Genomic DNA, 12,343 nt, shown 5'->3' with positions numbered 1-12,343 from the left:
TGTCCAGCCCTTGGACGCCGCCTGCGAAGCCTTTGCCGTGGCCAATCATTCCGACTTGCGCACTACCCTGTCCCTGGACAGCCTGAATTTCTTCCTGGCGGATGTGCGCGATGGCCTAGGCCCCTACCTCGCCATTTATTTGCTGGCCGTGCACAAATGGGACCCGGCCAGCATCGGCGTGGTCATGACACTGGCCGGTATCGCCGCCTTGCTTACCCAGGGTCCGGCGGGCGCACTGATCGACCGCACCCGCAGCAAGCGCGCCGTGATCGCGCTGGCCGCCATCGTAGTGACCGGCAGTTGCCTGCTGCTGCCCTTTGTCAGCTCATTCAGCCTGGTGGCATTGACCCAGGCCGCCAGCGCCGTCGCCGCCTCGGTGTTTGCACCGGCGATCAGCGCAATCTCCCTGGGGATTACCGGACCGCGTGCGTTCACGCGCCGCACCGGACGCAACGAAACCTTCAACCACGCCGGCAATGCCGTGGCGGCGCTGTTGGCCGGTGGCCTGGCCTACCTGTTCGGGCCAGTGGTGGTGTTCTACCTGATGGCCTTCATGGCGGCGGCCAGTATCATCGCGGTCAGTTGCGTGTCGGCTTCCGCGATCGACCATGACGTCGCACGCGGGTTCGACCCGGCGCATCACAGTGATCAGGAACAACCTTCCGGCATGCGGCTACTGCTGGCCAACCGCCCGCTGCTGCTGTTCGCGATCTGCTGCGCCCTGTTCCACCTGGCCAATGCGGCGATGCTGCCGTTGGTCAGCCAGAAGCTTTCGCAGATCAACCTGCAGATGGCCACGCCACTGACCTCGGCGTGCATCGTCGCCGCGCAGTTGGTGATGGTGCCGATGGCATGGCTGGTCGGGCTGAAAGCCGACATCTGGGGGCGCAAGCCCCTGCTGATGGCGGGCTTCATGATCCTGCCGCTGCGCGGGGTGCTCTATACCTTGTCCAGCGACCCTTACTGGCTGGTGGCCGTGCAAATGCTCGACGGCGTCGGCGCAGGGATCTTTGGCGCGCTGTTCCCGGTGATCGTCAAGGACCTGACCCAAGGCACCGGACGCTTCAACGTCAGCCTGGGCGCCCTCTCTACCGTCTTTGGCCTGGGCGCGGCGCTGAGCAGCAGCCTGGCGGGGTTCGTGGTGCAACAGGCCGGCTACAACGCCGCCTTCCTGACCCTGGCCGGCGTGGCTGCCCTGGCCCTGGCACTGTTGTGGCTGGCGATGCCGGAGACCTTGGAGAAACCTTCCTTCGCTCGACATACAACTGTCGCCTGACATATGCGACAATGCGCGCCAAATTCCAACACACATCCCCAATTTTCTGCTCAGCGACCGGGTTTCGCGCCTTGATGTCGCTGTTGACGCATGCCTGATGGCTCCTGTCGTCACGCTCGCAACCCATTGATAGGTAAAGTAATTGATCTCCACAGCTAACATCACCATGCAGTTCGGCGCCAAGCCGCTCTTCGAGAATGTCTCGGTCAAGTTCGGCGCCGGCAACCGTTATGGTTTGATCGGTGCCAACGGTTGCGGCAAGTCGACCTTCATGAAAATCCTCGGCGGTGACCTCGACCCGTCCGGCGGCCAGGTCATGCTGGAGCCGAACGTGCGCCTGGGTAAACTGCGCCAGGACCAGTTCGCCTACGAAGAATTCACCGTGCTCGACACCGTGATCATGGGCCACGAAGAACTGTGGAAGGTCAAGGCCGAGCGCGACCGCATCTACTCGCTGCCGGAAATGAGTGAAGAAGACGGCATGGCCGTGGCCGAGCTGGAAACCGAATTCGCCGAAATGGACGGCTACACCGCCGAATCCCGTGCCGGTGAACTGTTGCTGGGCCTGGGCATTCCCCTGGAACAGCATTTCGGCCCGATGAGCGAAGTGTCCCCAGGCTGGAAACTGCGCGTGCTGCTGGCCCAGGCGCTGTTCTCCGATCCTGAAGTGCTGTTGCTCGACGAACCGACCAACCACTTGGACATCAACACCATTCGCTGGCTGGAAAACATCCTGACCCAGCGTTCCAGCCTGATGATCATCATCTCTCACGACCGTCACTTCCTGAACAGCGTGTGCACCCACATGGCTGACCTGGACTACGGCGAGCTGCGCCTGTTCCCGGGCAACTACGACGAGTACATGACCGTGGCGACTCAGTCCCGCGAGCAACTGCTGTCGGACAACGCCAAGAAGAAGGCGCAGATCTCCGAACTGCAATCCTTCGTCAGCCGCTTCTCGGCCAACGCCTCGAAAGCCAAGCAGGCCACTTCCCGTGCCAAGGCGATCGACAAGATCCAGTTGGCCGAAGTCAAACCATCGAGCCGGGTGAGCCCGTTCATCCGTTTCGAGCAGAACAAAAAGCTGCACCGTCAGGCAGTCATGGTCGAAAAAATGGCCAAAGGCTTCGACGGCAAGCCGCTGTTCAAAGACTTCAGCTTCCAGGTTGAAGCCGGCGAGCGCGTGGCGATCATCGGCCCGAACGGTATCGGCAAGACCACCCTGCTGCGTACCCTGGTCAACGAACTGACCCCGGACGCCGGCAGCATCAAGTGGACCGACGCTGCAGAACTGGGCTACTACGCCCAGGACCATGCGCACGACTTCGAAGACGACGTGACCCTGTTCGACTGGATGGGCCAGTGGACCCAAGGCGAGCAAATGATCCGTGGCACCCTGGGTCGCATGCTGTTCTCCAACGACGAGATCCAGAAGTCGGTCAAGGTGATTTCCGGTGGTGAGCAAGGCCGCATGCTGTTCGGCAAGCTGATCCTGCAAAAGCCGAACGTGCTGATCATGGACGAACCGACCAACCACTTGGACATGGAATCCATCGAGGCGCTGAACCTGGCGCTGGAGAACTACCCAGGCACGCTGATCTTCGTCAGCCACGACCGTGAGTTCGTATCGTCTTTGGCCACCCGCATCATCGAGTTGAGCGCTACTGGCGTGATCGACTTCAGCGGCACCTATGACGACTACCTGCGCAGCCAGGGCGTGGTGTTCTAAGCACCGCGCGCCGAATAAAAAACCCCGTCCTACGACGGGGTTTTTTATTGGGAATGCATGCCCTGTAGGAGCCCGCTTGCGGGCGATGGCGTCGTTGAAATCGCCATCGCCCGCAAGCGGGCTCCTACAGTTTCAGGTCCATCCGGGTTTATCGTTAGGCAGCTTCCTTTTCTCTCCTCCCCTTGCCATGATGCCCTCACCGCCCGCCCGCGAACGAGTGCCCATGTCTGCCGCCGCCCCCAGTTCACTGTCGATCACCCTGCAGATCGTCTCCATCGTCTTCTATACCTTCATCGCGTTTATCTGCATCGGCCTGCCGATTGCGGTCATCCCAGGCTATGTGCATGAGCAACTGGGTTTCAGCGCGGTGGTAGCCGGGCTCACGATCGGGTCGCAATACCTCGCCACCCTGCTCAGCCGTCCCATGGCCGGGCGCATGTCCGACACGGTGGGTACCAAGCGCGCGATCGTGCTGGGGCTGGCCGGGATTCTGCTGAGTGGCGTGCTGACGTTTATCGCCACGCTGATGGACAGCCTGCCGTCGTTGAGCCTTGGCATCCTGATCGTCGCCCGGCTGTTGCTGGGCGTCGCCCAGGGGTTGATCGGCGTGGGCACCATCAGTTGGTGCATGGGCGCGGTCGGTGCCGAGCACACGGCGCGCTCGATTTCGTGGAACGGCATCGCCTCCTACGGCGCCATCGCCATTGGTGCGCCGTTGGGCGTGGTGATGGTGGCCGACTATGGCTACAACAGCCTGGGCATTGCGCTGTCGGTGTTGTCGGCATTGGGCCTGCTGCTGATCCGCAACAAGCCTTCGGTGCCGGTGGTGCGCGGGGAGCGCTTGCCGTTCTGGGCGGTGTTCGGGCGTATCGCGCCGTTCGGCGCCAGCCTATGCCTGGCCTCGATTGGCTACGGCACGCTCACCACTTTTATCACCCTTTACTACCTCAATCGCGGCTGGACCGGCGCGGCGTATTGCCTGACGGTGTTCGGCGTGTGCTTTATTCTGTCGCGGTTGGTGTTCATCTCCGCTATCAGCCGTTTCGGCGGCTTTCGCGCAGCGATTGCCTGCATGACCATCGAAACCCTGGGCCTGACCCTGCTCTGGCTGGCACCCTCGACGGGCGTGGCATTGATTGGTGCCGGGCTGACTGGCTTTGGCTTGTCGCTGGTGTACCCGGCCCTGGGTGTGGAGGCCATCAAGCAGGTGCCCAACAGCAGCCGTGGCGCAGGGCTCAGTGCGTATGCGGTGTTCTTTGACCTGGCCCTGGCGATTGCGGGACCTTTGATGGGCGCCGTGGCCCTGAACCTCGGCTACGGGTGGATCTTCTTCTGCGCGGCGCTGCTGTCGGTCACCGCCCTGGCCTTGACCCTGTCGCTCAAGCGTCGCGCTTACTGATCAGCCGTCTGCATACCGGCGCGGGTGGATTGGCCCAGGGTGTGGCTGAAAAAACGCCCCGCCTCGGAAATCAGATCACGGTGAATGCCTTCGCGGTCGACACCGTCAGCGTCGGTGCAGATCGCCGGCATCGCCGCCAGCTGATCGCTGTCGCACGGCGCCATGAACACGAAGTGCCCTGCTCCGGCCAGCAGCTTGAAGTCCGGCGGTTCCGGCAGCTTGCGCGCCAGGGCCGCCGCGTTCTTGTCCACCGCCACCAGCTTGTCGCCGTCGCCGCTGTAGAGCAGCACCGGCACATGCACGTCGGCCAGGGTGTGGCGACCGAACATCAGGCTCAGTGGCGCCATCAACATCAAGGCATGAATACGCGGGTCGGATTGCGGTTGCAGGTCGTCACGGTCCACCACCAGTTCGCCCTTGGTGGTGCAGGCGTCGCGGTCTTCCGGGCGCTCCTGGCAGTAACGGCGCAAGCGGTCGAAATCCGGCTTGGCACCGGCCAGGATCAATGCAGTCTCGCCGCCGGCTGAATAGCCGATAACCCCCACCTGGTCGACATTGACGAACGGCGATAGCATCGGATCGCCCAACGTGGCGGTGATTGCTTCGGAAATCTGGATAGGCCGTCCATACAGGTTGCTCACCGTGCCCAGTCGGCTGTGGTCCTTATAGTTGTCGCCAGGGTGCAGCACCGCCACCACGACGAAACCCTTGCGCGCCAGCGATGTGGCCAGGTCGTGCAAGGCCAGGGGCGTGCCTGTGTTGCCGTGGGACAACATCAGCATTGGGAAGCGGCCGATGGCGATCTTCGAATCTTCGGTGGCGGCGACGTGGTACGCGCCCAGTTGTGTGGTGTGCTCAAGGCCGGTGGACGGGTAAAAGGCCACGGCTTTCATCGGCTGCAGGTCCAGCGGATCAAGAAACGTCATGCGATGGAAGCCCACACTCCAATGCGGGTGCGGCGCGGGTGCAGCGTGCACTGAAATCAGGCTGCCGAGCAGGGAAAGAACCATAACAGCACAAAGACGCATCATGGGGATGTCCACCTTTGCTGCGTGAGAACCGACATATCGAAGAAACGTCCAGGTTGTTAAACCCATGCTTGCACAACCTGGGCCAAAGTAATGACAGCGCGTAAACGAAAAAACTCCGTACTCCGGTCGTTTTGAGGCGAGCAGAATACAGAGTTTAGGCGCCCGGCTTCAGATTGAAACCGAGGAAAGGCGAAATTTACACAAGCCTTACGCGGCGGCGAACAATTGTTCGTTGATCAGTACGTTGGCGTCGTTCAGGGCCTTGCTGCGCACTTCGTCACCGTAGGCCAGGCCTTCGGCACGCACGATTTCAATGTCGGTGATACCGAGGAAGCCGAACAGCAGCTTCAGGTAGCCTTCATGGGCGGCGCCGGACGCTTGACCGGCATGCAGGCCACCGGCCGTGGACACGATGATGACTTTCTTGTTGCCGCACAGGCCTTCGGGGCCGGCTTCGCTGTAGCGGAAGGTCTGGCCGGCGACGGCGATGCGATCGATCCAGGCTTTCAACTGGGTTGGAATAGTGAAGTTGTACATCGGCGCACCGACCACGACGGCATCGGCGGCGAGGAATTCAGCCAGCGACGATGCACTCAGTTCGGCTTCGTGTTTCTGCGCGGCATCACGCAGTTCGGCAGCGGTGCCCAGGGCGCCCAGGGTCGCACCGGAGAAGTGGTTGATGCCTTCGCTGGCCAGGTCGCGGTAAGTCACGTCCAGGCCCGGCTCCGCCGCTTGCCAGGCCTTGACCACAGCCGCGCTGAGCTGACGGGAGGCCGAGTTGTCGCCGAGGATGCTGGAATCGATATGCAACAGTTTCATGGGTGAACTCCAAGTGAGGATCGCGACGTGGCGATCAAGTGGAGTTGATCCTACAGATGATCCGAATAAACGATTAGAGGGCTCATATGCGACTGTTTGTCCCGCTGATGAGACAATCCAACCAGCTCTGGCTTTCAGTCGGCACCCGCTACTACAACAAGGCCAGGCTGGCGCTGAATGCGAGCACCTTCGGCGTCTCCACCGCCCATCTCGGGCACCCTGCTCAGTGGGACGACACGTAAATCGACGCCGACGTAGGCGCCGGCAATGCATAGGTGCGCTTCATCCACTGGATCTCCTCCTGGGGCGTGCGGCCAAAGAAGCGCTTGAACTCGCGACTGAACTGCGAAGCGCTTTCATAGCCGACCTTGGCACAGGCCGAGGCGGCGGTGATATCGCTGCGCAGCATCAGCAACCGTGCCTGGTGCAGGCGCGTGGACTTGAGGTACTGCATCGGCGAGGTGTCGGTGACCGTGCGAAAATGCGCGTGAAAACTCGGCACGCTCATCATCGCTTCCTTGGCCAGTTCCTCTACGTCCAGGTGCTGCTCATAGCACCCATGGATCTTGCGAATCGCCCGCGCCACCTTGCCGAACTGACCTTGGCGATTCAAAGCGGCGCGCATCGAACCGCCCTGCTCGCCCGTAATGATCCGGTAGTAGATTTCGCGCATCAGCGCCGGGCCGAGAATGTGCGCATCCATCGGCACGCTCATGGCCTCCAGGAAGCGCAACAACGACTCACTGAGCAAGTCATCCATGGGCGACGAATACATGCCCCGAGGCTTGGCTTCGACCAACGCCGGAAAGTCATCCAGCGCCACCATCAACTCTGCCGCAACGGTGAAGTCCAGGCGCAGGTACACCGCCAGCATCGGCTCGGCTTCGCTGGCGTCGGTCTCCATGGTGAAGGGCACCGGCACTGACACCACCAGATAGTGCTGGGCGTCATACAGGTAAATCTCATCCCCCAGGAAACCGCGCTTGCGCCCTTGGCAGACGATCACGATGCCAGGGTCGTACAGCACCGGCACGCGGTGCAGTGGGCGGTTGGACCGCAGGAAGCGCACGTCATCCAATGCGCTCAGGTTATAGCCTTCGACAGGCGCCAGGGTGCCCATCAGCTCGATGATTCTGTCTGTACGGTCCATGGTCGCGGGCCCTTGGGTAAAGCGCCACGGTACCGCGTGACCGGCACCGACGCTACGGACTTATAGGAATAGGCAATCAGCACATTGGAATGGATATTCGCTCGAACACCGCATGCCCGTAGCCTGAAACCGTACTTTCAGCCCTCGGAGATCCCCCATGCTTATCGTCTACAACCCTGCCACCGGTGAAGAAATCGGCCGTATCGCCAAGAACAGCGCAGACGAGGTCAAGGCCGCCGTCGACCGTGCCTGCGCCGCGTTCCCCGAATGGTCCTCCAGGCTCGCCAAGGAGCGCAGTGACCTCCTGCGCCGCTGGCACGACGCGGTGAAGGCTGACAAAGAGGCCTTCGCCGAACTGCTCTGCCGCGAAAACGGCAAATGCCTCAGTGAAGCCCGCGGCGAAATCGACTACGGCCTGGGCTTTATCGAGTGGTACGCCGAGGAAGCCAAGCGCGTCTACGGCGACACAATCCCTACCCACGACCGTAACGCGAATGTGGTGGTGACCAAGGAAGCCATCGGCCCGGTGGCCGCCATCACGCCCTGGAACTTCCCGTTCATGATGATCACCCGTAAGGTCGCCACTGCCCTGGCCGCCGGTTGCACCATGGTGATCAAACCCGCCGAAGACACCCCGCTCACCGCCCTCAAGCTGCTCGAATACGCCCGCCAGGCCGGCATCGCGGAAGGTGTGCTGGAGGTGGTGGTGGGCGATCCCAAGGAGATCGGCCTGATCCTCACGGGCGACCCGCGCATCCGCAAGATTTCCTTCACCGGCTCCACCGGCGTCGGCAAATTGCTGGCTGCACAATGCGCGGCGAGCATCAAGAAGATGACCCTGGAGCTGGGCGGCAACGCGCCATTTATCGTGTTCCAGGATGCCAACCTGGATGAGGCGGTGAAGGGACTGGTCAGCGCCAAGCTGCGCAACTCCGGCCAAGTGTGCATCTCACCGAACCGGATCTTTGTGCAGCACAGCATCCTTGAAGATTTCATCCAGCGCGTGAAGCAAGCCGTGGCCGAGATCGAAGTGGACCAGGGCCTGCGCGAAGGCTTCGTGGTCGGCCCGCTGGTCAATCAACTGGGTTTTGACAAAGTCGTGCGCCTGGTGGAAAACGCCAAGGCCGCCGGCGCCAAGGTCTTGATGGGGGGCAAGCCTCACGCCAAAGGCGGCCTGTTCTACGAGCCGACGGTGTTGACCGGCCTGCAGGACGATTCTCCGCTCGCGACCGAGGAGATCTTTGGGCCGGTGTTTGCGATCTATTCCTTCAAGGACGAAGACGAAGTGATCGCCCGTGCCAACCAGACCGAATACGGCTTGGTCGCCTATGCCTACACCAGCGCGCTGGGACGGTCGTTGCGCCTGTCGCGTCAATTGGAAGCCGGCATGGTGATTCTCAACTCAGGGTCGGTGGGCACTGCGTCGGTGCCGTTTGGTGGGATCAAGCAATCGGGTTATGGCCGTGAAGGCAGCTATTACGGGATCGAAGAGTACGTGCATGTGAAGTATGTGTTGATGGCGGGCGCGCAGTTCTAGGCAGTCCCGTCGGAAAAAAGCCAGCGCCCACAAAGTGCTGGCTTTTTTTCTGGTGGATTTGCACACGCCAGACGCGGATAGTTCGTCCCATTGACAGGACAATAGGTTGATCATGCAAGACCTTAACGACCTCTACTATTTCGCCAAAGTCGTCGAAGCCGGTGGCTTCGCTGCAGCCGGGCGCCTGCTGGGGATTCCCAAGTCGCGGCTGTCGCGGCGCATTGCCGAGCTCGAAGAACGTCTCGGTGCACGCCTGCTGCAACGTACTACCCGCCAGTTGACCCTCACCGCCGTCGGCGAGCGCTACCTGCGGCATTGCCAAGCGATGCTGCTGGAAGCGGAAATGGCCGATGAGGCGGTGGCCAGCATGTCCAGTGAACCCCGTGGACGACTGCGGGTGAGCTGCCCGGTGGGCATGGCCCAGCACATCCTGCCGGAGTTGGTCGCAGGTTTTCTCGCCGCCCACCCGCAGGTGCAGTTGGAGATGACCCTGGTCAACCGCCGTGTCGACCTGGTGGCCGAAGGCATTGATGTGGCGTTGCGGGTGCGCGAACTCGGCGATGAAGACCCGCTACTGGTCACCAAACGCCTGCGTCAGGCACAGACCGTACTGGTGGCCAGCCCCGCGCTGATGCTCGGTCGCCAGGTGGCAACCCTGGACGACCTCAAGCAATTGCCGATCCTCGGTGCGCTGGAGGCGGACCGCTTGGTGCATCAACGCATTCTCGATCCCCAGGGCAACGCTCACGACTTGGCAATGGAGGCCCGGCTGGGGATTGACGACTTTATCGTGCGCAAGGCCAGCGCCATCATGGGCCTGGGCTTTACCGTCTTGCCGATGATGTACTGTGAAGAAGAACTGGCCAGCGGCCGGTTGGTGCAATTGCTGCCGGAATGGTCCTTGCCGGGTGGCTGGCTGCAAGCGGTATACCCGCATCGCCGTGGCGTGTTGCCGGCCATTCGTGCCTGGATCGATTACCTGGAAGAAGGGTTCAAAGGGTGTGGAGACCGCCTGTTATGAAGATGACTGAAGCCCAAGTCGCGACGTTCTGCCTGAGCCTGCCGGGCGCGCGGGAAGACTACAAGTGGGGTGGTGTGCGGGTGTTTTCGATTGCGGGCAATAAGATGTTTGCGCTGCAGAATCTGCGCGGTGAGTCGTTGGCGTTCAAGGTAGACAAGGAGTTGTTCCTGGGGCATGTGGATCGCCCAGGTATTCACCCGGCGCCGTATCTGGCGCGGGCGCAGTGGGTGATTATGAATACGCCCTATCCGTTGGGGGCTGAGGAGTTGCGGGGTTTGTTGCGGCGGTCACATCAGTTGGTGGTAAGTAAGTTGCCTAAGCGTACGCAGGTTGGGTTGTTGCTGGAGGCGTAGGTATTTGGGTATGGCGAGGGGCCTGATAGCCGAGCATTCTCCAACTGCAGCCCCGCGCTCCAAATGTGGGAGCTGGCTTGCCTGCGAAGACGGCCTGACAGCCGACCACTCTCCAACTGTCGCCCTGCGATCCAAATGTGGGAGCTGGCTTGCCTGCGAAGACGGCCTAACTGCCGACCACTCTCCAACTGTCGCCCCACGATCCAAAAATGTGGGAGCTGGCTTGCCTGCGAAGGCGGCCTCACAGCCGACCACAATCTAACTGTCCCCCCGCGATCCAAATGTGGGAGCTGGCTTGCCTGCGAAAGCGGCCTGACAGCCGACCACACTCTAACTGTCACCCCACGATCCAAATGTGGGAGCTGGCTTGCCTGCGAAAGCGGCCTGACAGCCGACCTGGATGTTGGATCAGACCGAGTACATATCCGTTATTTGGGTAACGGCTGCTATGGGTTCCGCCCTTACGGCGGCTCACTTTGGAAAAGCCCCAAAGTAAGCAAAGGGCTCTTGCCCCAACACTCGGCACCTCGCTCACGCTCGGTGTGCCCGTAATCCGACAGGTATGTGGGGGGCCGCCGCCACGCGCCATCCATGGCGCGGGGCGGCTAAACCGGCATCCCTGCCGGTTTACCCCCCAAATCCCTGTCGAATTCCGGCCAGCGTGTTTGACGGGGCGCTTGAGATCAAAAGCAGGATCAAGAGCAACATCAACATCAACAGCGGCTCGCTTCGCATCGTGGTTAGCGTTGGGTGTTGTTAGAGCGTTGTGTAAGCCTATAGGACTGACCACAGCGTGCCGCCCAGGAACAGTTGGTCCAACCAGAACACTTGATGCAACAGCACGATCACCCAGAACAGCACTTGATAAGACACCTTCCGCGTCTTGTGCCGGAATACTTGCTGGGCGATCAGCGCGCCTGGCCAGCCGCCCGCGAGTTCGACGGCGTGGAGGATGTTTTCAGGGGTGCGCCAGCTGTCGCTGCGTGCCTTGCGTTTGTCGCTCCAGTAGAGGAAAAACGCGATGACGCTGACTACGCCATAGGCCGCCAGTGGGATGACGGTTTCGCCGCGTTGCCACGCCAGTACCGAGCCCAGTAATGGCGCTGCGCATAGCAGCAGAAAGATCGCCGCTTTCAGGCGTGGGTGTTGGAGGGTCATGCCTTGGCGGCCGCCCAGTCGATCCAGCCGAACTGCCAGGTGGCCAGGATCAGCAGGCCGAATGCGATGCGGTACCAGGCAAACGCGGCGTAGCTGTGGCTGGCAATGAATTTGAGCAGGCCCTTGACGGCAATCATCGCGAAGATGAAAGAGGTCACGAAGCCGATGGCGAACACCGGCAGGTCCGCGGGCTGGAACAGGTCACGGTACTTGTAGCCCGAATACACCGCCGCACCGACCATGGTCGGCATTGCCAGGAAGAACGAGAACTCGGTGGCGGTCTTGCGGGACAGGCCAAAGAGCAGGCCGCCGATGATGGTCGAGCCGGAGCGCGAGGTGCCCGGGATCATCGCCAGGCACTGGGCCAGGCCGACCTTGAGCGCGTCTTTCCAGGTGATGTCGTCGACGGTTTCGGCGTGTACTTCGTGCTGGCGGCGCTCGGCCCACAACATGATGATGCCGCCCACCACCAACGCCGTGGCCACGGTGATCGGGTTGAACAGGTAGTGGTGAATCAGGTCGGCGAATATCACCCCCAACACCACCGCCGGCAGGAAGGCGATCAACAGGTTGACGGTAAACCGCTGGGCCTTGCGCTGGGTCGGCAGCCCGCTGACCACTTCGAAAATCTTGCCGCGAAACTCCCACACCACCGCCAGGATCGCGCCCAGCTGGATGATGATGTTGAAGGCGTTGAAACGGTCGCCGGTAAAGTCGAGCAAGTCGGCAACGATGATCTGGTGGCCGGTACTGGAAATCGGCAAGAACTCGGTAAGCCCCTCCACAATGCCAAGAATCAATGCCTGAATGGCGGTCCAAAAATCCATGCTTCCCCCAAAGGTCATGCTCAACGGCATGCCTTATTAATCT

12 protein-coding genes are annotated in these 12,343 nt (G+C 61.5%); 7 read left to right on the top strand and 5 right to left on the bottom strand.

Features of this window, described 5'->3' with window-relative positions; translation table 11 throughout:
• Positions 1–37: 37 nt before the first annotated feature.
• From KUA23_RS13625 to KUA23_RS13615, 3 genes are all read left to right on the top strand, one after another.
• The gene (locus tag KUA23_RS13625; RefSeq protein WP_099491278.1) at positions 38–1,276 is read left to right on the top strand and encodes an MFS transporter; all 1,239 of its coding nucleotides are present in this window, start codon (positions 38–40) and stop codon (positions 1,274–1,276) included.
• A 142-nt stretch (positions 1,277–1,418) separates the two neighbouring features.
• Positions 1,419–3,005, top strand: a complete 1,587-nt coding sequence (locus tag KUA23_RS13620; protein ID WP_028616043.1) for an ABC-F family ATPase — start codon at positions 1,419–1,421, stop codon at positions 3,003–3,005.
• A 223-nt stretch (positions 3,006–3,228) separates the two neighbouring features.
• The gene (locus KUA23_RS13615) at positions 3,229–4,404 is read left to right on the top strand and encodes an MFS transporter (protein WP_078048296.1); all 1,176 of its coding nucleotides are present in this window, start codon (positions 3,229–3,231) and stop codon (positions 4,402–4,404) included.
• Here KUA23_RS13615 and KUA23_RS13610 read toward each other — a convergent pair.
• Complete coding sequence (locus KUA23_RS13610) at positions 4,398–5,435, bottom strand: alpha/beta hydrolase family protein (RefSeq protein ID WP_078048295.1); 1,038 nt, start codon at positions 5,433–5,435, stop codon at positions 4,398–4,400. The genes KUA23_RS13615 and KUA23_RS13610 overlap by 7 nt on opposite strands.
• A gap of 207 nt (positions 5,436–5,642) precedes the next feature.
• Positions 5,643–6,254 (bottom strand): FMN-dependent NADH-azoreductase, encoded by a 612-nt coding sequence (locus KUA23_RS13605; protein ID WP_252994134.1) that lies wholly within the window; start codon positions 6,252–6,254, stop codon positions 5,643–5,645.
• An 86-nt stretch (positions 6,255–6,340) separates the two neighbouring features.
• Here KUA23_RS13605 and KUA23_RS13600 point away from each other — a divergent pair, with 86 nt between their 5' ends.
• Positions 6,341–6,496, top strand: coding sequence for a hypothetical protein (locus tag KUA23_RS13600; RefSeq protein WP_252994133.1), 156 nt, complete (start codon positions 6,341–6,343; stop codon positions 6,494–6,496).
• Here KUA23_RS13600 and KUA23_RS13595 read toward each other — a convergent pair.
• The gene (locus KUA23_RS13595) at positions 6,478–7,404 is read right to left on the bottom strand and encodes an AraC family transcriptional regulator (protein ID WP_078048293.1); all 927 of its coding nucleotides are present in this window, start codon (positions 7,402–7,404) and stop codon (positions 6,478–6,480) included. The genes KUA23_RS13600 and KUA23_RS13595 overlap by 19 nt on opposite strands.
• A 157-nt stretch (positions 7,405–7,561) precedes the next feature.
• Between KUA23_RS13595 and KUA23_RS13590 the strand changes: the two genes are divergently transcribed.
• The 3 genes from KUA23_RS13590 (at position 7,562) to KUA23_RS13580 (ending at position 10,315) form a co-directional block, all read left to right on the top strand.
• Positions 7,562–8,941 carry an NAD-dependent succinate-semialdehyde dehydrogenase gene (locus KUA23_RS13590; protein WP_214498215.1) on the top strand — a complete coding sequence of 460 codons (1,380 nt, stop codon included), beginning with the start codon at positions 7,562–7,564 and terminating at the stop codon, positions 8,939–8,941.
• A gap of 112 nt (positions 8,942–9,053) precedes the next feature.
• Complete coding sequence (locus KUA23_RS13585) at positions 9,054–9,962, top strand: LysR substrate-binding domain-containing protein (RefSeq protein ID WP_078050915.1); 909 nt, start codon at positions 9,054–9,056, stop codon at positions 9,960–9,962.
• Positions 9,959–10,315, top strand: coding sequence for an MmcQ/YjbR family DNA-binding protein (locus KUA23_RS13580; protein WP_099491236.1), 357 nt, complete (start codon positions 9,959–9,961; stop codon positions 10,313–10,315). The genes KUA23_RS13585 and KUA23_RS13580 overlap by 4 nt, the downstream gene beginning before the upstream one ends.
• A 774-nt stretch (positions 10,316–11,089) precedes the next feature.
• Here the strand turns inward: KUA23_RS13580 and KUA23_RS13575 are convergent.
• A complete protein-coding gene (locus KUA23_RS13575) occupies positions 11,090–11,473 on the bottom strand; it encodes a DUF1294 domain-containing protein (RefSeq protein WP_078048290.1) in 384 nt (127 codons plus the stop codon).
• Positions 11,470–12,300 carry an undecaprenyl-diphosphate phosphatase gene (locus KUA23_RS13570; protein WP_078050914.1) on the bottom strand — a complete coding sequence of 277 codons (831 nt, stop codon included), beginning with the start codon at positions 12,298–12,300 and terminating at the stop codon, positions 11,470–11,472. The genes KUA23_RS13575 and KUA23_RS13570 overlap by 4 nt, the downstream gene beginning before the upstream one ends.
• Between the last annotated feature and the right edge of the window lie 43 nt (positions 12,301–12,343).

The sequence above is a fragment of the Pseudomonas pergaminensis genome (assembly GCF_024112395.2).
In the GTDB taxonomy this organism is placed as follows: Bacteria; Pseudomonadota; Gammaproteobacteria; order Pseudomonadales; family Pseudomonadaceae; genus Aquipseudomonas; species Aquipseudomonas pergaminensis.
The sequence above is the reverse complement of the archived record's forward strand: the minus strand, read 5'-3'. Positions and strand labels throughout refer to the sequence as shown.

Excerpts from the sequence above, each read along its gene's own strand:
- KUA23_RS13615 (WP_078048296.1), top strand. The coding sequence starts at position 3,229 with ATGTCTGCCGCCGCCCCCAGTTCACTGTCGATCACCCTGCAGATCGTC.
- KUA23_RS13610 (WP_078048295.1), bottom strand. The coding sequence starts at position 5,435 with ATGATGCGTCTTTGTGCTGTTATGGTTCTTTCCCTGCTCGGCAGCCTG.
- KUA23_RS13605 (WP_252994134.1), bottom strand. The coding sequence starts at position 6,254 with ATGAAACTGTTGCATATCGATTCCAGCATCCTCGGCGACAACTCGGCC.
- KUA23_RS13600 (WP_252994133.1), top strand. The coding sequence starts at position 6,341 with ATGCGACTGTTTGTCCCGCTGATGAGACAATCCAACCAGCTCTGGCTT.
- KUA23_RS13595 (WP_078048293.1), bottom strand. The coding sequence starts at position 7,404 with ATGGACCGTACAGACAGAATCATCGAGCTGATGGGCACCCTGGCGCCT.
- KUA23_RS13590 (WP_214498215.1), top strand. The coding sequence starts at position 7,562 with ATGCTTATCGTCTACAACCCTGCCACCGGTGAAGAAATCGGCCGTATC.
- KUA23_RS13585 (WP_078050915.1), top strand. The coding sequence starts at position 9,054 with ATGCAAGACCTTAACGACCTCTACTATTTCGCCAAAGTCGTCGAAGCC.
- KUA23_RS13580 (WP_099491236.1), top strand. The coding sequence starts at position 9,959 with ATGAAGATGACTGAAGCCCAAGTCGCGACGTTCTGCCTGAGCCTGCCG.
- KUA23_RS13575 (WP_078048290.1), bottom strand. The coding sequence starts at position 11,473 with ATGACCCTCCAACACCCACGCCTGAAAGCGGCGATCTTTCTGCTGCTA.
- KUA23_RS13570 (WP_078050914.1), bottom strand. The coding sequence starts at position 12,300 with ATGGATTTTTGGACCGCCATTCAGGCATTGATTCTTGGCATTGTGGAG.